The sequence below is a fragment of the Amycolatopsis mediterranei genome, from assembly GCF_026017845.1.
GTDB classification, from domain to species: Bacteria; Actinomycetota; Actinomycetes; order Mycobacteriales; family Pseudonocardiaceae; genus Amycolatopsis; species Amycolatopsis mediterranei.
The window spans coordinates 3,567,383-3,588,621 of record NZ_CP100416.1 but is presented as its reverse complement, the minus strand read 5'-3'; the positions used below and the strand labels follow the sequence as shown (position 1 = coordinate 3,588,621).

Annotated in this window: 24 protein-coding genes; 13 read left to right on the top strand and 11 right to left on the bottom strand. The window is 73.9% G+C overall.

The annotated features are described in order from the left end of the window. Nucleotides 1-33: 33 nt before the first annotated feature. Nucleotides 34-3,108: a glycoside hydrolase family 2 TIM barrel-domain containing protein gene (locus ISP_RS16955; protein ID WP_176742150.1), complete on the bottom strand. Its 3,075-nt coding sequence runs from the start codon at nt 3,106-3,108 to the stop codon at nt 34-36. A 171-nt stretch (nt 3,109-3,279) separates the two neighbouring features. Between ISP_RS16955 and ISP_RS16950 the strand changes: the two genes are divergently transcribed. Both ISP_RS16950 and ISP_RS16945 read left to right on the top strand, forming a co-directional pair. After that, nucleotides 3,280-4,059, top strand: coding sequence for an enoyl-CoA hydratase-related protein (locus ISP_RS16950; protein ID WP_013224992.1), 780 nt, complete (start codon nt 3,280-3,282; stop codon nt 4,057-4,059). Nucleotides 4,060-4,114: 55 nt separating this feature from the next. Further along, nucleotides 4,115-4,660: a dihydrofolate reductase family protein gene (locus ISP_RS16945; RefSeq protein ID WP_013224991.1), complete on the top strand. Its 546-nt coding sequence runs from the start codon at nt 4,115-4,117 to the stop codon at nt 4,658-4,660. An 80-nt stretch (nt 4,661-4,740) separates the two neighbouring features. Here ISP_RS16945 and ISP_RS16940 read toward each other — a convergent pair whose 3' ends face one another. The 3 genes from ISP_RS16940 to ISP_RS16930 all read right to left on the bottom strand — a co-directional run bounded on the left by ISP_RS16940 (nt 4,741) and on the right by ISP_RS16930 (nt 7,335). Then, nucleotides 4,741-5,511, bottom strand: a complete 771-nt coding sequence (locus ISP_RS16940; protein ID WP_013224990.1) for an SDR family oxidoreductase — start codon at nt 5,509-5,511, stop codon at nt 4,741-4,743. After that, entirely contained in the window at nt 5,508-6,260 is a 753-nt protein-coding gene (locus tag ISP_RS16935; RefSeq protein WP_013224989.1) for an SDR family oxidoreductase, read from the bottom strand. Before ISP_RS16935 ends, ISP_RS16940 begins: the two co-directional genes overlap by 4 nt. A 112-nt stretch (nt 6,261-6,372) precedes the next feature. Beyond that, nucleotides 6,373-7,335, bottom strand: a complete 963-nt coding sequence (locus tag ISP_RS16930; protein ID WP_013224988.1) for a quinone oxidoreductase family protein — start codon at nt 7,333-7,335, stop codon at nt 6,373-6,375. Between the two features lie 132 nt (nt 7,336-7,467). Between ISP_RS16930 and ISP_RS16925 the strand changes: the two genes are divergently transcribed. Further along, entirely contained in the window at nt 7,468-8,076 is a 609-nt protein-coding gene (locus tag ISP_RS16925) for an SGNH/GDSL hydrolase family protein (RefSeq protein WP_230468798.1), read from the top strand. A 43-nt stretch (nt 8,077-8,119) separates the two neighbouring features. Here ISP_RS16925 and ISP_RS16920 read toward each other — a convergent pair whose 3' ends face one another. The 3 genes from ISP_RS16920 to ISP_RS16910 are packed head-to-tail and all read right to left on the bottom strand — an operon-like array spanning nt 8,120 to nt 10,068. Further along, on the bottom strand, nt 8,120-8,851 hold the full coding sequence (locus tag ISP_RS16920) for a metallophosphoesterase family protein (protein ID WP_013224986.1): 732 nt from the start codon (nt 8,849-8,851) through the stop codon (nt 8,120-8,122). Continuing rightward, a complete protein-coding gene (locus tag ISP_RS16915; RefSeq protein WP_013224985.1) occupies nt 8,848-9,657 on the bottom strand; it encodes a nucleotidyltransferase family protein in 810 nt (269 codons plus the stop codon). The genes ISP_RS16920 and ISP_RS16915 overlap by 4 nt, the downstream gene beginning before the upstream one ends. 30 nt (nt 9,658-9,687) lie before the next feature. Continuing rightward, nucleotides 9,688-10,068, bottom strand: coding sequence for an STAS domain-containing protein (locus tag ISP_RS16910; RefSeq protein ID WP_013224984.1), 381 nt, complete (start codon nt 10,066-10,068; stop codon nt 9,688-9,690). Nucleotides 10,069-10,182: 114 nt separating this feature from the next. Between ISP_RS16910 and ISP_RS16905 the strand changes: the two genes are divergently transcribed. The 6 genes from ISP_RS16905 (at nt 10,183) to ISP_RS16880 (ending at nt 14,445) form a co-directional block, all read left to right on the top strand. Further along, on the top strand, nt 10,183-10,647 hold the full coding sequence (locus ISP_RS16905) for an SRPBCC family protein (RefSeq protein WP_013224983.1): 465 nt from the start codon (nt 10,183-10,185) through the stop codon (nt 10,645-10,647). 8 nt (nt 10,648-10,655) lie between these two features. After that, nucleotides 10,656-11,483: a MerR family transcriptional regulator gene (locus ISP_RS16900; RefSeq protein WP_013224982.1), complete on the top strand. Its 828-nt coding sequence runs from the start codon at nt 10,656-10,658 to the stop codon at nt 11,481-11,483. Between the two features lie 78 nt (nt 11,484-11,561). Continuing rightward, nucleotides 11,562-12,515, top strand: coding sequence for a hypothetical protein (locus ISP_RS16895; protein ID WP_230468797.1), 954 nt, complete (start codon nt 11,562-11,564; stop codon nt 12,513-12,515). Beyond that, nucleotides 12,515-12,943 carry a phage holin family protein gene (locus tag ISP_RS16890; RefSeq protein WP_013224980.1) on the top strand — a complete coding sequence of 143 codons (429 nt, stop codon included), beginning with the start codon at nt 12,515-12,517 and terminating at the stop codon, nt 12,941-12,943. The genes ISP_RS16895 and ISP_RS16890 overlap by 1 nt, the downstream gene beginning before the upstream one ends. Continuing rightward, entirely contained in the window at nt 12,940-13,551 is a 612-nt protein-coding gene (locus ISP_RS16885; RefSeq protein ID WP_013224979.1) for a DUF3618 domain-containing protein, read from the top strand. The genes ISP_RS16890 and ISP_RS16885 overlap by 4 nt, the downstream gene beginning before the upstream one ends. A gap of 87 nt (nt 13,552-13,638) precedes the next feature. Further along, nucleotides 13,639-14,445: an MBL fold metallo-hydrolase gene (locus ISP_RS16880; RefSeq protein ID WP_013224978.1), complete on the top strand. Its 807-nt coding sequence runs from the start codon at nt 13,639-13,641 to the stop codon at nt 14,443-14,445. 226 nt (nt 14,446-14,671) lie between these two features. Here ISP_RS16880 and ISP_RS16875 read toward each other — a convergent pair whose 3' ends face one another. Then, nucleotides 14,672-14,956, bottom strand: coding sequence for a hypothetical protein (locus tag ISP_RS16875; protein WP_071831616.1), 285 nt, complete (start codon nt 14,954-14,956; stop codon nt 14,672-14,674). Nucleotides 14,957-15,363: 407 nt separating this feature from the next. On the opposite strand from ISP_RS16875, the gene ISP_RS16870 reads away from it, so the two are divergent. The 3 genes from ISP_RS16870 to ISP_RS16860 all read left to right on the top strand — a co-directional run bounded on the left by ISP_RS16870 (nt 15,364) and on the right by ISP_RS16860 (nt 17,589). Further along, the gene (locus ISP_RS16870; protein ID WP_013224977.1) at nt 15,364-16,023 is read left to right on the top strand and encodes a lytic polysaccharide monooxygenase auxiliary activity family 9 protein; all 660 of its coding nucleotides are present in this window, start codon (nt 15,364-15,366) and stop codon (nt 16,021-16,023) included. Nucleotides 16,024-16,124: 101 nt separating this feature from the next. Then, nucleotides 16,125-16,715, top strand: coding sequence for an HD domain-containing protein (locus tag ISP_RS16865; RefSeq protein ID WP_013224976.1), 591 nt, complete (start codon nt 16,125-16,127; stop codon nt 16,713-16,715). Nucleotide 16,716: 1 nt separating this feature from the next. Then, complete coding sequence (locus ISP_RS16860; protein WP_013224975.1) at nt 16,717-17,589, top strand: NADP-dependent oxidoreductase; 873 nt, start codon at nt 16,717-16,719, stop codon at nt 17,587-17,589. On the opposite strand, the gene ISP_RS16855 is transcribed toward ISP_RS16860, so the two are convergent. The 3 genes from ISP_RS16855 to ISP_RS16845 all read right to left on the bottom strand — a co-directional run bounded on the left by ISP_RS16855 (nt 17,573) and on the right by ISP_RS16845 (nt 20,001). After that, nucleotides 17,573-18,349, bottom strand: a complete 777-nt coding sequence (locus ISP_RS16855; protein WP_013224974.1) for a sugar phosphate isomerase/epimerase family protein — start codon at nt 18,347-18,349, stop codon at nt 17,573-17,575. The genes ISP_RS16860 and ISP_RS16855 overlap by 17 nt on opposite strands. 238 nt (nt 18,350-18,587) lie before the next feature. Continuing rightward, a complete protein-coding gene (locus ISP_RS16850; RefSeq protein WP_013224973.1) occupies nt 18,588-19,397 on the bottom strand; it encodes a hypothetical protein in 810 nt (269 codons plus the stop codon). Between the two features lie 43 nt (nt 19,398-19,440). Next, nucleotides 19,441-20,001 (bottom strand): CGNR zinc finger domain-containing protein, encoded by a 561-nt coding sequence (locus ISP_RS16845; RefSeq protein ID WP_013224972.1) that lies wholly within the window; start codon nt 19,999-20,001, stop codon nt 19,441-19,443. Between the two features lie 72 nt (nt 20,002-20,073). Here ISP_RS16845 and ISP_RS16840 point away from each other — a divergent pair, with 72 nt between their 5' ends. Continuing rightward, nucleotides 20,074-21,231 carry an MFS transporter gene (locus ISP_RS16840; protein ID WP_013224971.1) on the top strand — a complete coding sequence of 386 codons (1,158 nt, stop codon included), beginning with the start codon at nt 20,074-20,076 and terminating at the stop codon, nt 21,229-21,231. Nucleotides 21,232-21,239 lie beyond the last annotated feature (8 nt).

Sequence of the window (21,239 nt, the reverse complement as noted above, 5' to 3'; positions counted from 1 at the left end):
CCGGCGGGGGGTGCGCCCCGCCGGACCCGCGCCTCAGCGGGCCAGCAGCGCGCTGATCCGCAGGAAGCCGTGCGCGGTCATCGTCACCCGCACCTCCGTGGTGACGACCGGATCGAATGCGAACGACGTCGGGTCGTTCGAGCCGGTCCCCCACGTGATCCGCAGGTTCCGCACCGGCTCGAAGCCCCGGGCGGTGCGGCAGGCGACTTCGACGGCGACCGGCAGCGCCAGCTTCGCGTCCACGACGAAGTTCGCCGTGACGGCACTGATCCGCTGCGCTGACGGCCAGGCCAGGGACACCCAGTCCGCGGCTCGCGGCCTGCTCACCGCGTTCAGCGTCGCCGTCGCCGGTTTGACGTAGTAGTTCGACCAGCCGGTGGCCGGATTCCCGTCCAGCATCGCCGACGGCAGCGCGTCCGGGGCGCCCGAGTAGCTCGCGTCCGCCGTCGAAGCGGGCGGGACCACCGGGGTCTCGACCGCGCGCGCTCCCGGGCCGTGGCGCTGTCCGAGGGACGAGCCGGGCAGGGTGAGCTTCCCCGGCGCCAGCCCCGGAGCACTCGCCGTCACGGTGATCGGGCCGCGCCCGCCGGTCGCCGCGACGACGGCGACGGCCAGCCCCTTGAACGCCGGGATCGCCGGCTGCTGGTAGCCCTGGGCGAGTTCCTGCCGCCCGTTGTCGACACCGGCGACCCGGCCGGGCCCGGCGACGGTGAACCGCAGCACCGGCCCGTCGCCGGGCACGACGACCCCGTGGGCGTCCACGACCGACGCCGTCACGAACGTCATCGCCCCGGTCACCACCTCGCCACCGGGCGCGTCCACGCTCAGCTCGACCGCGCGCGGCGGCCCGGCCGTGACCAGTTCGTCGCGCGCCACCTCGCGGCCGCCGGCCCGGGCGACCGCGGTCAGCGTGCCGGGCTCGAAGGGCACGGTCCAGGTCAGGTGCAGCTTGCCGGCGCTGCCGTTCGGGCTGGTGTAGCTGCCGGAGGGATCGTTCTTGTCGTCGCCGGCCGGCTCGGTCGTCTCCAGGTAGCCCCGGCCGTCCACAGTGGTCTTGCGGTCGAACTTCCTCACGCCCAACGACTTCCCGTTCAGGAGCAGCTCGACCGTGTCCACAGTGGAATAGACCCGCACCGCGACTGGCTCGCCCGGCCGGTGGTTCGTCCAGTCCATCGGGGTCAGGTGCACCATCGGGGCGGTGGTCCACTGGCTGCGGAACAGGTGGAAGGCGTCCTTGGGCAGGCCGGCGCTGTCGATCGCGCCGAAGAAGGACGTCTTGACGGGGAAGACGTCGTACGGCGTCGGCTCGCCGAGGTAGTCCTGCCCGGACCACAGGAACTGGCCCTGGCAGAACTTGCGGTCCCGGTCCTTCTTCAGCGAGTACTCGCCGCTGAAGGTCCACGAGGCCAGGTTGTTGTCGTAGGACGACGTCGCCCGCTTGCCCGGCGTGTGGTTTTCGCCGGTGTTGAGCAGCTCCGGTTCCTGGTAGACGCCGCGCGTCGAGGTCGCCGACGACGACTCGGACTCGAAGAAGAACTTGTCCGGGTACTGCTTGTGCAGCCCGTCGATCGACTGGGCGGTGTTGTAGTTGACGCCGAGGCCGTCGAGCTGCTTGAGGATGAGGTCCTGCGGCGAGCCCGGCGCGGGCACACCGCGGTAGCGGTCCGAACCCATCACGATCGGCCGGGTCGGGTCGATCGCGCGGACCGCGGCGATCAGGCCCGCGGCGATCTCCGGGCCGCCCGCCATCGACGCGTCGGGCACCTCGTTGCCGATCGACCAGAGCACGACCGCGGGCGAGTTCTTGGCCGCGTGCACCATTTCGGCGATGTCGCGCCCGCTCCACTCGTCGAAGTCGCGGTGGTAGTCGTATTCGAGCTTGCCGGTCCGCCAGCAGTCGAACGCCTCGACCATCATCACGATCCCGAGCCGTTCGCAGACCGTCACCAGCTGCGGGTCCGGCGGGTTGTGCGCGGTCCGCAGCGCGTTGACGCCCATCGCGAGCATCAGCCGCATCTGGTGCTCCAGCGCAGCCGGGTCGATCACCGCGCCCAGCGCACCCTGGCTCGCGTGCAGGTTGACCCCGCGCAGCTTCGCCGGCTTCCCGTTGAGCGAAAATCCGTGGTCCGGGTGGAATTCGGTGTAGCGGAAGCCGAAGTCCGCGGTGGTCGTGTCGAGCACGCGCCCGGCCACGACGACGTCGGTGCGCAGCCGGTAGAGCCGGGGGGTCTCGAACGACCACAGCAGGGGACGCTCGACCCGGGTTCCGGTCACCGCCGTCACCGTCCGCCCGGCCGGTACCGCGACGTCCGTCGAGCCGGTCGCCACCACGCGACCCGCCGGGTCGGTGACGGTCGTGCGCACCTGCGCGGTGACCGCGGCGCCGGAGTCGTTGACGACGTCGGTGGCGACCCGCACCGTGCCGCGGCCGGCGGCGATGTCGGGCGTGGTGACGAACGTGCCGTGCCGGGCGACGTGCACCGGGTCGGTGACGACCAGGCGGACGCGGCGGAAGATCCCGCTGCCGGAGTACCAGCGGCTGCTGGGCAGCGGGTTCGTCGCGCGCACGGCGAGGACGTTCGGCGTCCGGCCGTCGGTGTGCAGCCGTCCGGTGAGGTCGAAGGCGAACCCGGTGTAGGCGTACGGGTGGTGGCCGAGCAACTCGCCGTTCAGGTAGACGTGGGCGTCCGAATAGACGCCGTCGAACTCCACCGACACGCGCTTGCCCGCCGGCGAGGGCGGCAGCGTGAACATCTTGCGGTACCAGCCGAGCCCGCCGCGGAAGAAGCCGGACCCGCTGCTGGTGCCCTTGCCGGTCGGCGGGAGTTCGATGCTCCAGTCGTGCGGGACGTCGACCACCTGCCACGCCGAGTCGTCGAAGCCGGGCTTCGGGGCGTCGGCGAAGCGACCGCCGGGATCGGTGACGCCGTCGGGGTTGGCCAGGGCGAACCGCCAGCCGGCCGTGAAATCGCTTTCTCGCGCCTGGCCCGGCGGCGTGAGCGCGTCGGCGGCCCGGGCGACCGGCGTGACGGCCGACGCGGCGACAGCGGCGCCGACCCCGCCCAGCACCACCCGTCTGCGGAGACCACTCGGTTCTGCTTCCGGCATCGGGTGAGCCCCTTCCAGCGCGGCGTTGTGCGGGCGGAAAGCACTATGGCACAGAGGTTTCCGGACAATCAAAGGGTTCGATAATTTCGAACTCGGCGCCCACCCGCCCGTCCGGCGCGTGACTTCTCCCCAAGCGACCGCTTAGTATGGGTCGACCCCGAGGAGGCGGCGATGTCCACTGTGGATGGCGTGCGGTACGAGGCGGACGGCCCGGTCGTGACGTGCACCTTCGACAAGCCGGACCGCAGCAACGCGATGGACGTGCCGATGCAGGCCCGCTACGGCGCCCTGCTGCGGCAGGCCGACGCCGACCCGGAGGTCCGCGCGGTCGTCGTCACGGGGGCGGGCCGGGCCTTCTGCCCCGGCGCCGACCTGGGGTTGCTCGGCACGATCGCCACGCGGCCCCCGGTCGAGGACAACTTCCGGGACGTGCTGGCGGCGGCCTCGGTGGGTGTCCCGGTGGTGGCGGCGGTCAACGGCGGCTGCGCCGGCCTGGGGTTCGTCATCGCGTGCTCGGCGGACGTCCGGTTCGCGGCCGCGGGCGCGAAGTTCACCACCGCGTTCGCCCGCCGGGGCCTGATCGCCGAATACGGCATCGCGAAGCTGCTGCCGGAGCTCGTCGGCCAGGGCCGGGCCCGCGACCTGCTGCTGTCCGGGCGGACGTTCACCGCGGAACAGGCGCTGGACTACGGCCTGGTCCAGGAGGTGGTCCCGGCCGGGGAGCTGCGGTTGCGCGCGCACGCGTACGCGACGGAGCTGGCGACCTACAGCGCACCGCGGTCGATGGCGGTGATGAAGGAGCAGTTCGCCCGGGAGGCGCTGCTGCCGCTTTCCGAAGCGGCACGCTCGGCCACCGAGCTGATGATCGAATCGTTCGGCCGGCCCGAGCTGACGGAGGGGCTGGCGAGCTGGAACGAGCGCCGTCCGCCCCGGTTCCCGCCCTGCCGATGAGTTTCCGCGGCCCCGGCCGTCAGTACCTGCATCCGACATCACTGAGGCAGGTCCCATGGCCAAACTGCTCTACGCGTTCAGCTGCTCGGTCGACGGTTTCCTCGCCGGCCCCGGCGGCGACATGTCCTGGTTGACGCCATACCTGGGCCCCGACCCGGCGGTCGACGCGCTCATCCCCCGCATCGGCGCCCTGCTGGTGGGCCGCACCACCTTCGACGGCGACGACCCGCACCGGGGGTCGCCGGGGGAAGGCAAGGCGTTCGGGGGCGGCTGGGAGGGGCCTCAGTTCGTGCTCACCCACCGGCCTCCGGCACCGGTTCCCGGCGTCACGTTCGTCGGCGACCTGGCTTCGGCGGTCTCCGCGGCCCGGGAGGCAGCCGGGCAGAAGTACGTCAACGTCCTGGGTGCCGACGTGGCCCGGCAGTGCCTCGAAGCCGGCCTCCTCGACGAGATCCTCGCGCTGCCGGTCCCGGTCCTCCTCGGCGACGGCGTCCGGATGTTCGACCGTCCCGGCGGTGGCACGATCGGACTGGAACGCCTGCACCCGAACTGGTACCGGGTGATCCACCAGTGTCGCAAGTCGGCCGCGGCGATGCAGTGAATGACTCATTCCTGGCGTCGGACGCCAGGAATGAGTCATTCACTGCATCGGACCACCACCAAGGCCACCGGGGTGACCGCTCACAGCTTGCCGACGGCCTCCTCGACCTTGCGCTGCAGCTTGTTCATCCCGCCGAGCCAGCGGTCGGTCTCGGTGGCGCGCGCCACGTAGTAGCCCGCGACCTCGGGGTGCGGCAGCACCAGGAACCGCTTTTCCGCCATCGCCGCGAACAGCGCGTCGGCGACCTGCTCCGGCTCGATCGCCGACGCGCCCATCAGCAGCTGGCCCGCCGTGCCGGTGCTCTCCAGCATCGCCGTGCGCACGCCCTGCGGGCAGATCGCCTGCACCGTGATGCCGCGGTGGCGGTAGGTCGCCGACAGCCATTCGGCGAACGCCAGCGCGCCGTGCTTGGTCACCGAGTACGGCGCCGAGCCGAGGCTGGTCAGCAGGCCGGCCGCCGACACCGTGGCGATGAAGTGGCCCCGGCCGCGCTCGAGCCACGCCGGGAGCAGCAGGTTCGCCGCGCGGACGTGCGACATGACGTTGACCTCCCACGTGCGCGCCCACACCTCCTCGCCGCTCTCCGCGCCGCCGAAGGGCGCGATGCCCGCGTTCGCGCAGAACACGTCGATCTCGCCGAGCGTCGAACGCGCGCTGTCGATCAGCTTCGTCACGCCGTCCAGGCTCGCGACGTCGCCCGCGAACGCCGTCCCGCCGACTTCGGCCGCCACCTCCGCGGCCTTGTCCCCGTCGAGGTCGGCCACGACGACCCGGGCGCCGTCGGCCGCGAAGCGGCGGGCCAGCGCGGCGCCGATCCCGCCGCCGCCCCCGGTGACGACGACGCCGGTCACAGGCCACCGCCGAGGGTCACGCCACCGTCGAGGACCATCGTCTGGCCGGTGATCCAGCCCGCGTCGTCGGACAGCAGGAACGCCACCGCGCCCGCGATGTCGGCCGGCACGCCGAGCCGCTTCATCGGGTACGCCGCGGCGACCTCCTCCTCGCGGCCCTCGTACAGCGCGGTCGCGAACTTCGTCTTGACCACGGCCGGCGCGACGGCGTTGACGCGGATCTTCGGCCCCAGCTCGGCGCCGAGCTCGACGGTCAGCCGGATCAGCGCCGCCTTGCTGACGCCGTACATGCCGATCCCCGGCGAAGCGCCGAGGCCGGCGACGGAAGCGACGTTGACGACGGCGCCGCCGTGCTCCCCCATCCACGCGTCGCGGGCGCGCTTGGTCCAGCCCAGCGGCGCGAGCACGTTGACGCCGAGGATCTTCGCCGCGGCGGCCGGGTCGATGTCCAGGGTGGGCCCGTAGGCGGGGTTGATGCCGGTGTTGTTGACCAGGTAGTCGAGCCGGCCGAAGGTCTCGATCGTCTTGGCGACCGTCTCGTCCTGGTGGTCGGTGTCGTCGGACTTGCCCGCCACGAACATGGCGACGTCGGGACCGCCGAGGGAGCTGACGGCCTCCTCCAGGGCTTCCGGCTTGCGAGCGGTGAGGCAGACCTTGGCGCCGCGCTCGACGAGCGTCTTCGCGATCCCGAGGCCGATGCCCCGGCTGGCGCCGGTGACGATCGCGACGCGGTCCTTGAACGAGTTCACGGCAGGCTGTCTCCTTCGGGTGTGGTGCGCGGCACATACCAAGCAGTCGGTCAGGGGCCATTATGCGCGATGCGGCCGAGGTCTCAAGGCGGATACCCGTCACACCCGCGGGTCACCGCACGCGGAGCACCAGCTTGCCGGTCGTCGAACCCGATTCGATGCGGCGGTGCGCGGCCGCCGCGTCGGCCAGCGGCAGGGCTTCGACGTCGACGCGCAGGGTGCCGTCCGCGACGGCCGCGACCGCGCGGCGCAGCGCCTGCCCCACGGTTTCCGGCGCCACGGCGGAAACCCCGGCGAGGTTGAACCCCGACACGGTCTTGGTGGTGAACCACAGCTCGTTGGCCGAGACGCCGACGTCCTCGGCGCCCGAGGCGTTGCCCATGACCACCAGGCGCCCCAGCGGGGCGAGCCGGTCCAGGCTTGCGCGCCGCGCCGGCCCGCCGACCATGTCCACGACGACGTCGAACTCGCCGGTGCCGGCCACGTCGTCGCGCAGGACGACCTCGTCGTAGCCGAACGCCTTCGCGGCGGCGATCTTCGCTTCGCCGCCGACCGTGCCGACCACCCGGCCGGCGCCGAGCAGGCGCGCGACCTGGCCCAGCTGGCTGCCGACCCCGCCGGCGGCGGCGTGCACCAGGACGCGTTCGCCGCGCGCCAGCCGGGCCACGCGTTCGAGGACGAGGAAGGCGGTGGTGCTGTTGGACGGCACGGCCGCCGCAATCTCCAGCCCGGTCCCGGACAGCGGGGCGACCAGGTCGGCCGAGGTGGTGACCACCTCGGCGTAGCCCCCGCTCGCCACGATCGTCAACGCGGCGACCGGCTCCCCCACCGAGAGGCCCTCGACGCCTTCGCCCAGCGCGCGGATCCGCCCGGAGACCTCGATGCCGGGGACGAAGGGCAGCGGGACGTCCACGACCCCCTGCCGGTAGAGGACCTCGGCGAAGTTGGCACCGGCGTAGGCGACGTCGATCGAGACCTCGCCCGGCCCGGGCTCCGGCACCGCCACGGTGTCGAGCCGCAGGACCTCGGCCGGACCGAATTCGGGGATGGTGACCGCTCTCATGCTGTTCGTCATGGCCCCGATCCTGCGGCGGCCGCGAGCACCGGGCCAGGCCCGGCCGGACCTGGGTCTGCCAGGACCAGGCAGACCCAGGTCCCGGCAGCCCCGGCGGGAAACAATGACGCCGCGGCCACGTTGTACCCCGTGATGAGCGCTCCACTGAGATTCTGCGTCCTCGGCGACTCGCTGGCGGCGGGCGTCGGCAGCACCCGCGAGGACGACACCCTCGGCCGGCGGCTCGCCCGCCTGCTGCGCGAGGCGGGCCACACCGTGCGCCTGCGGAACTTCGGCGTACCCGGGGCGCGCTCGGACGACCTCGAACGCCAGGTCGGCGTCGCCCTGGGCGAGGGCGTGGACCTGGCCCTGATCGTGATCGGCGCGAACGACCTCGCCGGATTCGTCTCCCCCGCCGTCGGCGCGCGCCAGCTGCACGACGCCGTGGCACGGCTCGTCCGCGCGGGCGCCCGCGTCATCGTGGTGCCGGCGCCCGACCTGGGGATCGTCGCGCGGGTCCCCGGCCCCTACCGGCAGCTGGTGTCGGCGGCCAGCGGTCACTACGCACAGGCCCAGGCCGAAGCCGCCATCCGCGCCGGGGGTGCGGTGGCCACCGCCGGCCCCGAACTCGCCGCCCGCTTCGCCGCCGACCCCGCCCTCTTCTCCGCCGACCGGTTCCACCCGTCCTCGGCCGGCTACGGCGTGATCGCCGAGGGCCTGGCGCCGCACGTCCTGGCCGCGGCCGCGCAGCTGGCCGCCTGAGCGGTTTGCCCGGCAGCCGGCACCGGCCCACTCGGTAACCGCGTCAGTGGCGCGTGGACAGCTCCGCCGGGTGCAGGTCGTAAAGCGCATACGCCTTCCGGATCACCGGCTGCGCCACGTTCCGCACCCGCACCCCGCCGGGCGTCACGCCCTGCTCGCACCCGAAGTGCGCGTGGCCGTGCAGCGCCAGGTCGGCGCCCACCTCGTCGATCGGCTCGCAGAGCAGGTACGAACCGAGGAACGGGTGGATCTCGGGTGGCTCACCGTGCAGGGTGCCGGAGATGGGGGCGTAGTGGGTCAGCGCGATGACGACGTCCGTGTCGAGGGATTGCAACGATTTGCGCAGCGAATCGGCCGACGCCATCGTGTACTCGACGAAGTCCTTCATCTCGCGCTCGCCGAAGCGGCTGGCGCACTTGCCGGCGAACCCGCCGCCGAAGCCCTTGACCCCGGCGACGCCCAGGGAGCCGTCCGGCAGGTCGAAGCGGACCGCGTCGCCCTCCAGCACCTCGACCCCGGTCTCGCGGAGCAGGTTCGAGATCATCTCGCCGAGGTCGCTGTGGTGGTCGTGGTTGCCGAGCACCGCGGCGATCGGCACGCCGAGGCCGGCGAGCTCGTCGGCCACCACGCGGGCTTCCTCGATGGTGCCGTGCCGGGTGAGGTCCCCCGCCAGCAGCAGGACGTCGGCGGTGCCCGCCAGGTGCTCCAGAGCCGGCCGGAGCAGGCCGCGGGAGTCCTCGCCCAGGTGCACGTCCCCGACCGCGGCGATCCTCATCGGCCGATCTCCTCCGCGCTCGCCGGTTCGCGGACGTCGGCGACCCGGATGTCGTTGTGCACCAGCTCCCCGGTCAGGTACTCGCCGACGACGGTGTCGACCTCCTCCTTGCGCGCGGCGCAGGTGACTTCGCCGCTCAGGTGGACGTGCTCGCCCCGCACGGTGACGTGCACGCCGAGCTCGGCGGTGCGGGGGTCTTCGGCCAGGGCCCGGCTGAGCCGGGCGACGAGGTACTGCGGTGGTTCGGGCACGAGTGCCTCCTTCGGGTCGATCACGGCCAGGTCGCCGAGCAGCGCCAGGAACGCCCGGGCGTACGGGGACGCCGACACCTGCACGGCGACGTCGGTCCAGTCGACCTGTTCGCGCAGGTCGCGGGCGATGCGCAGCAGCGGCGCGAAGTCGCACCGGTGCGCGCTCAGCACGAGCAGCTTGTCCACCAGCAGGTCGGTGCCGGAGACGACCGGCGCCGCCGTGGACCCGATCCGCATCAGCGCGGCGCGGTCGAGCAGCTCGTCGGTCACCGGCCGGTGGTTGGGGCCGTGGATGAGGTCCACGAGGATGTCGCCGTCGTAGACCTTCGTCAGCCAGTCCTCCGGCGGGTGCACGCGGCGCAGGCCCGCGGCGGTGAGCACCTCCGCGGCCCGGTCGGCGTCGCCGGGCTTGAGGAACAGGTCGACGTCGTGGTCCGACGGCGGTCCGCCGCGGGCGTACACGGCCAGACCGCCGGCGACGGCGAACCGGATGCCCGTGCCGTCGAGGGTGGTCACGACGCGGCACAGGCTCTGCAGCAACGCCTCCGCTTCCATGGCGGAGGACTACCCGGGACGGGGCCGCCCCTAACCGCCGTTCGCGGGCCGCTGCCGGATCCACGCGCGGGCGCCGTCGACCGTCGGGTGCAGCGCGAGCGTCCCGTCCAGGCGGGTGACCTGCAGGGAGCGCAGCACCGGGCGCCCGTCGGCGACCACCGCGAACGGGAGGTCCGCGACCGCGGTCTCGGTGACGAGCTCGGCGAGCACCTGCAGCCCCGCCGAGCCGCAGAAGGTGATCGCGCCCAGGTCCACGATGAGCGCCCCCGGGGCACCCGCCAGCGCGGCCTTGGCCCGCGCGCGCAGCACCGGCGCGGTGCCGAGGTCCAGGTCCCCGGCCGCCGCGACGACGACGGCTTCGGGCACGGTGCGCACGCGCACCGTCAGTACGGGCGGCCGGTCATCGGTCACGGGGAGCTCCCTTCGCTGCTGCCGACTTTAGAACGGTTGCATCGTTTTGTCATCGATTTGCCGGGTAATCGGGGAGGAGAGCAACCCGACCCCGCGCAGAGAGGACAGGCTTCGATGAGCACCGTCACCGAATCCGTCGACGTCGAGACCGACGTCACCACCGCCTACAACCAGTGGACGCAGTTCGAGTCCTTCCCGCACTTCATGGAGGGCGTCGACGAGATCCGGCAGCTCGACGACACCCACACCCACTGGAAGATCAGTGTCGGCGGGCAGACCCGCGAGTTCGACGCGACGATCACCGAGCAGCACCCGGACGAGCGCGTCGCCTGGAAGGCCGACTCCGGCCCGACGCACGCGGGCGTCGTGACGTTCCACCGCCTCGACGACCGGCACACCCGGGTCACCGCCCAGCTCGACATCGACCCGGACGGCTTCGTCGAGAACGTCGCCGACAAGCTCGGCATCCTGGACCGCCGCGTCAAGGCCGACCTCGGCCGGTTCAAGACGTTCATCGAAGAGCGCGGCGGCCGCGAAACCGGCGCCTGGCGCGGTGACGTCGCCCGACCCGGGAACTGAGCCTGCCGGTGAACCGCCCCGCGGCCGCCCCCGCCGTCACCTGGACGGCGGGGGCGGCCGCACGCATGCTGGGCCTGCCCGCCTCGACGCTGCGTGCGTGGCACCGGCGGTACGAGCTCCCGCTGTCCGCGCCGCAGACCGGCACCCACCGCCACTACGGGCGGGCGGACATCGAGGCGCTGCTCCGGATGAAGCACCTGATCGGGCAGGGACTCAGCGCGGAAGCCGCGGCGGCGCAGGCGTTCCGGGCGCGCGCGACCGACGTGGACACGCTGCTGGCCGCCGTCCGGGGTCTGAAGATCGACACCGCGGCCGCGCTCCTCGACGCGCACCTCGCCGACCGCGGTGTCCTCGGCACCTGGGACGAGCTCTGCCGCCCGGCGCTGACCGCCCTCTGCGGCCCCGACGCCGATCGCTGCATCGACCTCGTGCACGGGCTGTCCTGGGCGATCGCCGCGGCCCTGCACCGGATTCCCACGCCCACCGGTGCCGGGCCCGCGGTGCTCCTGGCCTGTGTGGACGGTGAGCGGCACACGCTGCCGCTGGAAGCCCTCCGAGCGGCGCTGGCCGAACACGGCCGCGCGGCGCTGTTCCTGGGCGCTTCGATCCCGGAATCCGCGCTCCGGCACGCGATCGACCGGGTCCGGCCCGCGGCGGTCGTGCTGTGGAGCAGCCGCCCGGCCACTCCCCCGCGCGGGATCCCGGTGCCGCGCCTCGTCTTGGCCGGGCCCGGCCGGCCGCCGGGGACCGGCGCCCCGGACAACCTGCGTGACGCGGTGTCGCTGCTGACGACGAGCCGCGCCGGCGCCCGGTTTATCCCCCGACCGCCCGGGTAGCCAGCCGCCCTACCAGGCCGATGGTCCGCCACCGGCACCCACATAGGCGCGGAAGTGCCTCTCCCCCAGGAGGTCGGGATGACTCAGGGACCCGGTGGTCAGTCACCGCCGCAGCACGCCCCCGGATCGCCGTCGATGCCGGAAACCGCCAAGGGCGAAGCCCGCGAAGTGGCTTCCACCGCCGCCGACCGGGGTGGCGAAGTCGCCCAAACGGCCGCGGACCAAGCGAAACACGTGGCCGCGCACGCCCAGCGGGAAGCGCGCGACCTGGTCCGCGAAGGCCGGGAACAGCTGCAGGCGCAGGCCAAGGACGGCCAGCGGAAGGCCGCCGAGAGCCTCCACCAGCTGGCCGGTCAGCTCGAGCGGATGGCGGAGCAGACCGACTCGCCCGGCCTCGCCGGCGACGTCGCGCGCCAGGTGTCCGACCGGACGCGGTCGGTCGCCGACTGGCTCGAGCACCGCGAACCCGGCGATCTGCTGGACGAGGTGCGGCGCTTCGCCCGCCGCCGTCCCGGCACGTTCCTGGTCGGCGCGGCCGTCGCCGGTGCCCTCGTCGGACGGCTCACCCGGGGCGTCGTCGCGCAGCAGAAGGAAGAAAGCTCCCCGAACGGCCGGGCGGGCGCTCCGCAGCCGCACGCCGGCCCCGCCGCGACCCCGCCGGGTGACGCCGGATACCCCGCCCCGCAAGGGCTTCCGCAGCCGGGCGGTACCGGATACGCGGCCCCGGGCGGGTACGCCGCACCCCAGCCGGGCCATCAGGGCGCGGCCCCGGGCGGGTACAACGGACCCCAGCCGGGCGGCGGCCTCCCCCAGCCGTCGGGCCACCAAGGCGCGGCCCCGGGCGGATACAGCGCACCGCAGCCGGGCCACCAAGGCGCGGCCCCGGGCGGGTACAACGCACCGCAGCCGGGCGGCGGCCTCCCCCAGCCGGGCCAGCCGGGCGCGGCGCCCGGCGGGTACCCCGCGCCGCAGCCGACGGAAGACCTTCCGCAGCCCAGCCCGCGCTTCTCCGCGCCGGGGCAGGTGCCGTGATGACGCACGCACCCGGGCCCGCGCCCCGCGCCGGTGAACCCGTCGACGTCGCCGACACCTCGGTCGGCGAGCTGATGTCCAACGTGCTGAAGGACCTCTCCACCCTGGTGCGGCAGGAAGTGGAGCTGGCGAAGGCCGAAGTGAAGGCCGAAGCGGGCAAGGCCGCGAAGGGCGCGGGCATGCTCGGCGGGGCCGGGTTCGCCGGCTACATGGTCGTGCTGTTCCTCTCCATCGCCCTGTGGCAGGGCCTCGCGAACGTGATGGACGCGGGCTGGGCGGCGCTGATCGTCGCGGTCGTGTGGGTGATCGCCGGCGCCGTGCTCTACGCGACCGGCCGGCGGGAAGTCCGCCGGGTCAACCCGAAACCCGAACGCACCGTCGAGACCCTGCAGCAGGTCCCGGACGCAGTGAAAGGCGAACGACGATGACCGAACCGGAGCGCATCCGCCGCGAAATCGAAGGCACGCAACGCCATCTCAGCACGGACGTGAACGCCCTCACCGAAAAGGTGACCCCGGGCCGGATCGTCGAACGCCGCATCGGCCGGATGCGCTCGGCGGTGGGCCACGCGCGGGACCGTGTCATGGGCACCGCGTCGGACCACGCGTCGACCGCGGGCGACAAGGTGGGCTCGGTCGCCTCGGCGGCCGGCGACAAGGTGAATTCCGCCGCCGACGCCGTCAGCGAGGCGCCGCAGTCGATCCGCCGCGGCACGCAGGGCAACCCGCTGGCCGCCGGCCTGATCGCCTTCGGCGCCGGCTGGCTCGTGTCGTCCTTGCTGCCCGCGAGCGAGCCGGAGCGCCGGCTCGCCGGCCAGGCGGCCGACCTCGCCAAGGAGCACGTGGCGCCGGTGGCCCAGCACGCGGCCGAGGAACTGAAGGAAAACCTGCGCGAGCCCGTGCAGCAGGCGGCCGAGTCGGTGAAGTCCGAAGCCGCCGACGCGGCGTCCACGGTCAAGGACGAAGCGCGGTCCGCGACCGGCGACGTCACCGAGCGCGCCCAGGAAGCCGGGGAGAACGTGCGCTCGCAGAGCTGAGGCGGGGAGTTCCGGGGCGCGGTCCGCCCGGCCGCGCCCCGGCCCGTGTCATCCGGTGCTTCGCCCCGAGCCGGGAAAGGACTTCCGATGCCCGCCTACGATCCGCCCGGCGGCGACTCCTTGATGTTCGTCGGAACCGCGACGACGGTGCTCCGGCTGGGTCCGTTCACGCTGCTCACCGACCCGAACTTCCTGCACCGCGGCCAGTGGTCGTACTTCGGTCAGGGCCTGTTTTCCCGGCGCCGCACCGAACCCGCGCTGCAGCCGGCGGACCTGCCGCCGCTGACCGCGGTGCTCCTGTCCCACCTGCACGGCGACCACTTCGACCGGATCGCCGCGCACGAACTCCCCCGCGACACCCCGATCCTCACCACCGAGCACGCCGCCACCCGCCTGCTGCGGCGGGGTTTCCACGCCCCGCTCCCGCTGCCGACGTGGACGACGGAGAACTTCTCGGACGGCGACGCGCGGCTGGCGGTGACGTCCGTCCCGGCGCGGCACGCCCCGGGCCCGATCCGGCGGCTGCTCCCGCCGGTGATGGGCAGCGTCCTGGAGTACCGCGCGACGCCGGAGGCCGATCCGCTGCGGATCTACGTCAGCGGCGACACCGTGCTGCACGACGAACTCCGGACCATCCGCGACCACTTCCCCGGCCTCGACCTCGCGGTGGTGCACCTGGGCGGCACGCGAGCGTTCGGCGTGCTGGTCACCCTCGACCACCGCGGCGGGGTCGACCTGCTCAACCTGCTGGAGCCGAGGCGGGCGGTCCCGGTGCACTTCGACGACTACGGCCTGTTCCACTCGCCGGTGTCGAACTTCCTGGAGGAGGTCCGGCGGCGCCGTCCGCCGACGCGGGTGCACCTGCTGCAGCGGGGCGAATTCCTTTCCCTGTGACTCGCGGAGCGGTCCCGGTGCCGGCGGCCGGCACCGGGACCTGCGGAGGAACCAGCGTGTCGAAACCGTTGTCCTGCGCGAACTCGACGGCTCCCGGCACGCCGGCGTGGCTGCCGCGGGGATGCGCCTGGAGGCGCGGTGGCCGGGCCTGCAGAGGTCCTACCGGCCGCTGTCGGGGCAGGCAGCGCACGCCGGCGCCGAAGGAAACCCGGGCGCCGTCACGGCATCACTCCCCTTTCCTCGATCTCGGTTCGCTTCGCGTCCGCAGCCGCGGAGGAGCGCGCTCCCGCCGCGGGCACTTCCCGGCGAGCAGCCGGGCACCCGGGCGCCGGCGCGGCCGGCCCGCGACCGGTCGGGGCACCCCCGGACGGCGGCGGGCAGCGGGAACCGGTGGTGGGGGCGGCCCGAAGTTCGCGGCCACGATCGCGTCGAACTCCGCTCGGACCCACTCGGGTTCGGCCAGCACCAGCTCGGCGAACCCGTCGCCCGCACGCGTGCTCCGGTCCGGCATCGTCGTTCACTCCCCGGATCGTCTCGCGATGTCACCAGGTCATGTCCTGCTCTCCCCTTGTTTTTGTAGCACCGGACGGAGATCGCTTCAAGTCCTTTGAGGACTCGCCGGCCGCGGGCCACCCCCGGCTCGCCCTCCGGTGAGAATTTTTCCGGATGCACCCGCGCGGAGCAGCCGGCCGGCCCCGCCTTCACGCGGCGTTCCCGGGCCGGGACCGATCGGGCGGCCGAGAGCTCGCGGCTTTCCGCCGTTCAGTGCCCGTTCAGTCCGGCAGCGTGCCGGAAACCGTTGCTCCGCAGGACTTCGGCGGAGATCGCGTGGTGGCCGGGGGCGCGCACGGCCGCGTATGGTCGTCCGGCACGACCTGGGAGCGCTCCCCGAATCCGGCCCCGACGAAGGAGGACAGCGTGGTTCCCCGACGCAAGACCTTGCTTTCCCTGCTGGTGACGGCCGTGACCGCCGTGCTGCTGGGCGGCGTGCTCACCGGCGTCGCCGACGCGCACGGCTCGGCCACCGACCCGCCGTCGCGCAACTACGGCTGCTGGAACCGCTGGGGCAGCGACTTCCAGAACCCGGCCATGGCGACGAAGGACCCGATGTGCTGGCAGGCCTGGCAGGCCGACCCGAACGCGATGTGGAACTGGAACGGGCTCTACCGCGAAGGCGTCAAGGGCAACCACCAGGGCGCGATCCCCGACGGGACGCTGTGCAGCGGCGGCCGCACGCAGGCGCCCCGGTACAACGCCCTCGACACGGTCGGCGCGTGGCAGATGGCGAACAAGGACAACCGGTTCACCCTCACCGTCACCGACCAGGCCCACCACGGCGCCGATTACCTGCTGGTGTACATCACCAAGCAGGGCTTCGACCCCGCCACCCAGCCACTGGGCTGGGGCAACCTGGAACTGGTCGCCCAGACGGGCCGCTACGCGCCCGCCGGGCAGTACCAGGTCGCGGTGAACGCGGGCACCCGGACGGGGCGGCACGTCGTCTACACCATCTGGCAGGCGAGCCACCTCGACCAGTCGTACTACTTCTGCAGTGACGTGAACCTCTCCGGCCGCTGACCGGGTTCCCGGGCCGGGCCGCGGATCCCACCGCGGCCCGGCCCCTTCGGCGTAAGTTACGTTACATACATTGCTCGTAATGTAAGGCGTAAGCTCGGGCTATGGAACTCACCTTGCCGGGTGGCCCCGCCTGCGAGCACGCCACCGAGGTCGCGTCGGCCTACTCGGCGCCGTCCCTGCTCAACCATTCGATGCGGGTGTACGCCTGGGCGGCCGCGCTCGGCGGCGTCCACCACGTCGGCTTCGACCCCGAGCTGCTGTTCGTCGCGGCCATGCTGCACGACATCGGGCTCGCGCCGGAGTTCGACAGTCACGCCAAGCCGTTCGAGGTGGCCGGCGGCCACGTGGCTTGGGTGTTCGCCGCCGGCGCCGGCTGGCCGCCCGAGCGGCGCGCGCGGCTGGCGGAGGTGATCGTCCGGCACATGGCGGCGGAGGTCGACCCGGCCGAGGACCCCGAGGGGTTCCTGCTGTCGAGGGCCGCCGCGGCCGACATCGCCGGGCGCGACGTCGCGGACCTGCCCCCGGACCTGCGCAGGGAGGTCCTCGAGCGCTACCCGCGGCTGGATCTGGTGGAGGAGTTCCTCCGCTGCTTCGGCGACCAGGCGGCCCGCAAGCCGGAGAGCTCCGCCGCGGCCGCGATGCGCAACGACCTCGCCACCCGCATGGCCCGCAACCCGCTCGAGGAGAATTGACGTGCACGCCATCACCGTCGCCGGCCGGGCCGCCGAACCGGCCCTGACCGAACTGCCGTACCCCCACGCCGCCGAGAACGACGTCATCGTGCGGGTGCACGCGGCCGGGTTCACCCCCGGCGAGCTGACCTGGCCGGCCACCTGGACCGACCGCGCCGGCCGGGACCGGACGCCGAGCGTGCCGGGCCACGAGCTGTCGGGCGTCGTCGCGGAGCTCGGCTACGGGACCACCGGGCTGACCGTCGGCCAGCGGGTCTTCGGCATGGCCGACTGGGCCCGGAACGGCTCGCTGGCCGAGTACGCGGCCGTGGAAGCGCGCAACCTCGCGCCGCTGCCGGCCGACGTCGACCACGTCACCGCCGCGGCCCTGCCGATTTCCGGGCTGACGGCGTGGCAGGCGCTGTTCGACCACGGCCGCCTCACCGCGGGCCGGACCGTCCTCGTCCACGGCGCGGCCGGCAGCGTCGGGTCGCTCGCGGTGCAGCTGGCGCGCGAGGCGGGCGCCCGCGTGCTCGGCACCGGCCGGGCCGCCGACCGGGACACCGTGCTCGGGCGCGGCGCGGAAGCGTTCTTCGACCCGCTCTCTCCGGACATCGGCCCGGTGGACCTCGTGCTCGACGTCCTCGGCGGCGAGGTCCTCGACCGCTCCGCCGAGCTGGTGCGCGACGGCGGCACGCTCGTCACGATCGCCGAGCCGCCCCGCGTCCGGCCCGGGATCTTCTTCGTCGTGGAGCCGGACCGGGCCCGCCTCGCGGACCTGGCCCAGCGGGTCCGCGACGGACGTCTCCGCCCGCGGATCGACACGGTGCGCCCGCTCGCCGAAGCCCCGGCGGCGTTCGGCGCGCGGGGCCGGACGGTCATCCGGGTGGCGTGAGGTACCGGGCGTACCAGGCCGCGGCGGCCCGCAGCGGGACGTCGACCGGCGCGAGGTCGGGGTACCAGGCCTTTTCCCATTCGAGTGACACCCAGCCGGACCACGAGCGCAGCAGCTCACCGCACTCGCCGAGCGGAACGGCGCCCTCCCCCGGCGGTACGGGCGTCGGCGACTGACGGCTCGCCACGTCCTTGACCTGGAAGTAGCCGAGGTAGGGGCCGAGCACCTCCTTGGTGACGGCCGGTTCCTCACCGGCGCGCCACGGGTGGACGGCGTCCCACAGCACGGCGGCCAGCTCCGGTGCCCCGAACCCGGCGACGAGGCTCCGGGCGGCGGCCCCGGTGGGGTGCGAATCGTGCGTCTCGACGAGCAACCGCACCCCGGCATCCCGCAGGTCCTCGAGGACGGCGGCGATGCGGGGCCGGGCGTTCCCGTCCCCGCCGGGGAAGACGCGGATCGCGGGTGCACCGATGCGGTGCGCGAGGGCGATCAGAGCCCGGAGTTCGTCGACAACGGGCCGGTCAGCGCCGGGAGCGGCGACTTTGGCGTACCCGGCGAGGCACGAGAGGGCCAGGCCCTCGCCGTCGAGGAGCGACCGGACGGCATCGGTGGCGGCACCGGAGAGTCCCAGGTGGACTTCTTCATCGGGGTGCACGCGCAGTTCGAGACCGGCGCAGCCGTGGGCGCGCGCGATGCGGGCGGCTTCGCGGACCGGGAGGCCGGGCATACCCAGCGTGCTCACCGCGAACTGCCACCCCATCGATGACCTCCCCCGCTCGGCTGGGGCAATTGTAAGCGTTTTCAGAAGGGGCGGGAAACGGCGGCTGGGCTTGTGCTGACTCGCGGCCATGGGGCCCTGGCAGGTTCGCGCGCAACGAGCACTCCGACTTGGTGGGCCTCACTCTGCCTCAACCCGCAAGCGGCCGTTCGCCCGCCTTGTCCGGGCGTGCCGGTGCCCGCGCCCGTGATCACCTCGGGCGCGGGCACCGGTGCGTGGCCTAGTGGGCCTTGTTCTGGCCGCGGCCCGCGGGCGCGCGGCCGTTCGCGCCGTCGGCGGCCTTGGCCGCCTGCTGCGCGGGCTTCTCAGCCGACGCCGGGGTCGGCGTCGCCGCCGGCTTGGCCGCCGGCTGCGAGGCCGGGGTCGGCGGCTGTGTCGGCTTGGCTGCAGCCTCCGGCTTGTCCGCCGTCGCCGCTGCAGCCGGCTGGGTGGTCGCGGCCGGCGGAGTCGGCGCGGTCGCCGGGGTCCCCGCCGGCTTCTCGCCCTGCTGGGCCGGCGTGTTCTCGGCCAGCGGGTTCGGCCGCCGGATCTGGACCACCGCCACGATCGCCGCCGCCACCGCGCCCATCGCCACCAGCCACGGCCAGCGGGCGCGCTTCGTGCGCTCGCCGCGGGCCACGCTCTTGGCCTCCTGGAGCGCCACCGCCAAGTCGCGCTTCGCCGTGGCCACGGCCTTGCGGCGCTTCCGGCCGGACTCGCCCGCCGAGCTCACCACCGTCGCCACCGCCTGGGCCGCCTTGCGGCCCGGGTCGCGCAGCTTCGCCGCGCGGGCCAGGACCTCGTCGCGGGCCACGCCGGAGTTCGTCAGCACGTCACGGCGCGACGATCGGGTGCTCTTGTCGAGGTCCTTGGTCGCGGCGCGGCCGACCTTCGCGAGTTCGTCCTTGCCTTCGGCCAGCTTCCGATCGGTGATTTCGACCGCCCGCGCGGCCGCGGCCGCCCCCACCCGCGCGGCCTCCGCGGCGAGATCCCGTACGCCGGCCGCCGCCGTCTTCACCGATCGCCCGACCGGGGCGTCGCCCTGGCTCATGTGATCACCTCTCACTCGTCGCAGCAGGCATCACCTGCTCAGCTCACACCAGTGGGCTACCCAGTGAAGGCGCATCCGGAACCTCGACCACCCGACGGCGCTGCCGGTACCCCGCGGACTTGACCTTGGTGCCGCACGCGGTCATGTCGCACCAGCGGCGACGGCCGGCGTGCGAAGCGTCCAGGAACAGGCGGCTGCAGTCCGGGTGCGCGCACTCGCGGATCCGGGCGGCGTGCGAGCCGGCGAGCAGGTCGACGGCGTCGCGGGCGAGCGTCGAGAGGGCTTGGCCGAGGTCGCCGTGGTACTCGACCGCCGTGCCCGTCCAGTACGGCACCAGCGGCGGCGGCGCGGCGAACGCGTTCAGCTGCGCGCGATCGCCGTCCCTCCCGGCCCGGCTGCACAACCGGTGGACGGTTTCCCGGAGCGCGACGGTCCGGCGGAGCCCGGCGTCGTCGACGGTGATGCCGGCGCCGTACCGCGCTTCGGCCAGCCAGCGCGTGACGTCGGCGGGCGCGGTCAGCAGCTCGCGGGGGTGCTCCCGGTGCCGGACCTGCAGCGTAGTCGTGAGGTCCAGGCAGGGGCGGCCGCTGAGGAAGGTAAACACGTCACCATATTGACCGGTGACGGGGTCACCTGCCAAGGTGGCGTCACCAGACAATGGGGTGACGGGGGTGCGATGTCCGGGTTGGCGCGGTACCTGACGGCCGCGGTGCTGGTCCGCGGCGCCGACAGCGGTGCCTCGGTCGGGCTGCTCCTGCTCGCCGCGGACCGGCACCAGTCCGCGGCCACCGGCGGGCTGCTGGTCGCCGCGCTGACCGCGCCGCACCTGGTGGGCCCGTGGCTGGCCGTCCGCTTGGACCGCGCCCGCGACCGGCGCCGGCTGCTGGCGCTCGCGTACCTGGTGTACGGGGTCGCGCTGACCGCGGGCGCGCTCGCGGCCGGCAGGCTGCCCACGGCCGCGGCACTCGCCGCGGTGGCGGTCGCCGGCGCCTGCGGACCGCTGCTGACCGGCGGGCTGAGCAGCGTGCTGGACGACCTCGGCCCGGGCCGCCGGGGCCGCGGCTGGGACGCGCTGACCTACGGCCTCGGCGGCACGGCCGGCCCGGCGACGGCCGCGGCGCTCACCGCGCTGGCCGGTCCGCTCGAGGCGGTGCTCGCGCTGGCCGTCGCGGCGGTGGCCGCGGGGGCGCTGGTCGTGACGCTGCCGGTGGCGGGCCGGGCGCACCCTGGGGAGGCAGCGGGCCTGCGCGCCGGGCTGGCGGTGCTGGTGCGGCGGGGGCCACTGCGCCGGGTGACGCTCCTGACGGTGCTGGCGGCCGTCGAGCTGGGGGCGCTCCCGGTCGTCGCGGTGCGCTTCGGCGCGGAACTGCACGGCACGGCCGCGGCGGGCGCGACGCTGACCGTTTCCTACGGCGCGGGAAGTCTCTTGGGCTCGGCCATGGTGACGGCGTGGCCCTTGCGCGGCGAGCCGGAGGTGCTGGCGACCCGCCTGTTCGCGGCCATGGCGGCGGCCACGGCGATGTCGGCGTTCGCCCCGGCCTACGCGGTGGCGATCGCCGGGTTCGCGGCACTGGGCGTGCTGAACGCGATGTCCTTCACGGCCACCCTCTCGGCCCGCGGCACGTACGCCCCGGCGAACGCGCAGGCCCAGGTGTTCGTGACGAGCGCGGGCCTGAAGGTGACCTCGGCGGCGGCCGGAGCGGCGCTCGCGGGCGCGGCGAGCGGCCTGGGCGGCCGGGCCCTCTTGCTCGCCGCGGCCGCGGCCACCGGGCTGGCCGTGGTCGCGGCCTGGGTGGACGGAAAGCTCGCGCCCGCGTTCGTCCCCACGCGTTGACCCCTTCC

Excerpts from the sequence above, each read along its gene's own strand:
- ISP_RS16895 (WP_230468797.1), top strand. The coding sequence starts at position 11,562 with ATGACTCAGGGACCCGGTGGTCAGTCACCGCCGCAGCACGCCCCCGGA.
- ISP_RS16950 (WP_013224992.1), top strand. The coding sequence starts at position 3,280 with ATGTCCACTGTGGATGGCGTGCGGTACGAGGCGGACGGCCCGGTCGTG.
- ISP_RS16885 (WP_013224979.1), top strand. The coding sequence starts at position 12,940 with ATGACCGAACCGGAGCGCATCCGCCGCGAAATCGAAGGCACGCAACGC.
- ISP_RS16890 (WP_013224980.1), top strand. The coding sequence starts at position 12,515 with ATGACGCACGCACCCGGGCCCGCGCCCCGCGCCGGTGAACCCGTCGAC.
- ISP_RS16865 (WP_013224976.1), top strand. The coding sequence starts at position 16,125 with ATGGAACTCACCTTGCCGGGTGGCCCCGCCTGCGAGCACGCCACCGAG.
- ISP_RS16915 (WP_013224985.1), bottom strand. The coding sequence starts at position 9,657 with ATGGAAGCGGAGGCGTTGCTGCAGAGCCTGTGCCGCGTCGTGACCACC.
- ISP_RS16840 (WP_013224971.1), top strand. The coding sequence starts at position 20,074 with ATGTCCGGGTTGGCGCGGTACCTGACGGCCGCGGTGCTGGTCCGCGGC.
- ISP_RS16925 (WP_230468798.1), top strand. The coding sequence starts at position 7,468 with ATGAGCGCTCCACTGAGATTCTGCGTCCTCGGCGACTCGCTGGCGGCG.
- ISP_RS16855 (WP_013224974.1), bottom strand. The coding sequence starts at position 18,349 with ATGGGGTGGCAGTTCGCGGTGAGCACGCTGGGTATGCCCGGCCTCCCG.
- ISP_RS16920 (WP_013224986.1), bottom strand. The coding sequence starts at position 8,851 with ATGAGGATCGCCGCGGTCGGGGACGTGCACCTGGGCGAGGACTCCCGC.
- ISP_RS16945 (WP_013224991.1), top strand. The coding sequence starts at position 4,115 with ATGGCCAAACTGCTCTACGCGTTCAGCTGCTCGGTCGACGGTTTCCTC.
- ISP_RS16850 (WP_013224973.1), bottom strand. The coding sequence starts at position 19,397 with ATGAGCCAGGGCGACGCCCCGGTCGGGCGATCGGTGAAGACGGCGGCG.
- ISP_RS16955 (WP_176742150.1), bottom strand. The coding sequence starts at position 3,108 with ATGCCGGAAGCAGAACCGAGTGGTCTCCGCAGACGGGTGGTGCTGGGC.
- ISP_RS16930 (WP_013224988.1), bottom strand. The coding sequence starts at position 7,335 with ATGACGAACAGCATGAGAGCGGTCACCATCCCCGAATTCGGTCCGGCC.
- ISP_RS16875 (WP_071831616.1), bottom strand. The coding sequence starts at position 14,956 with ATGCCGGACCGGAGCACGCGTGCGGGCGACGGGTTCGCCGAGCTGGTG.
- ISP_RS16880 (WP_013224978.1), top strand. The coding sequence starts at position 13,639 with ATGCCCGCCTACGATCCGCCCGGCGGCGACTCCTTGATGTTCGTCGGA.
- ISP_RS16905 (WP_013224983.1), top strand. The coding sequence starts at position 10,183 with ATGAGCACCGTCACCGAATCCGTCGACGTCGAGACCGACGTCACCACC.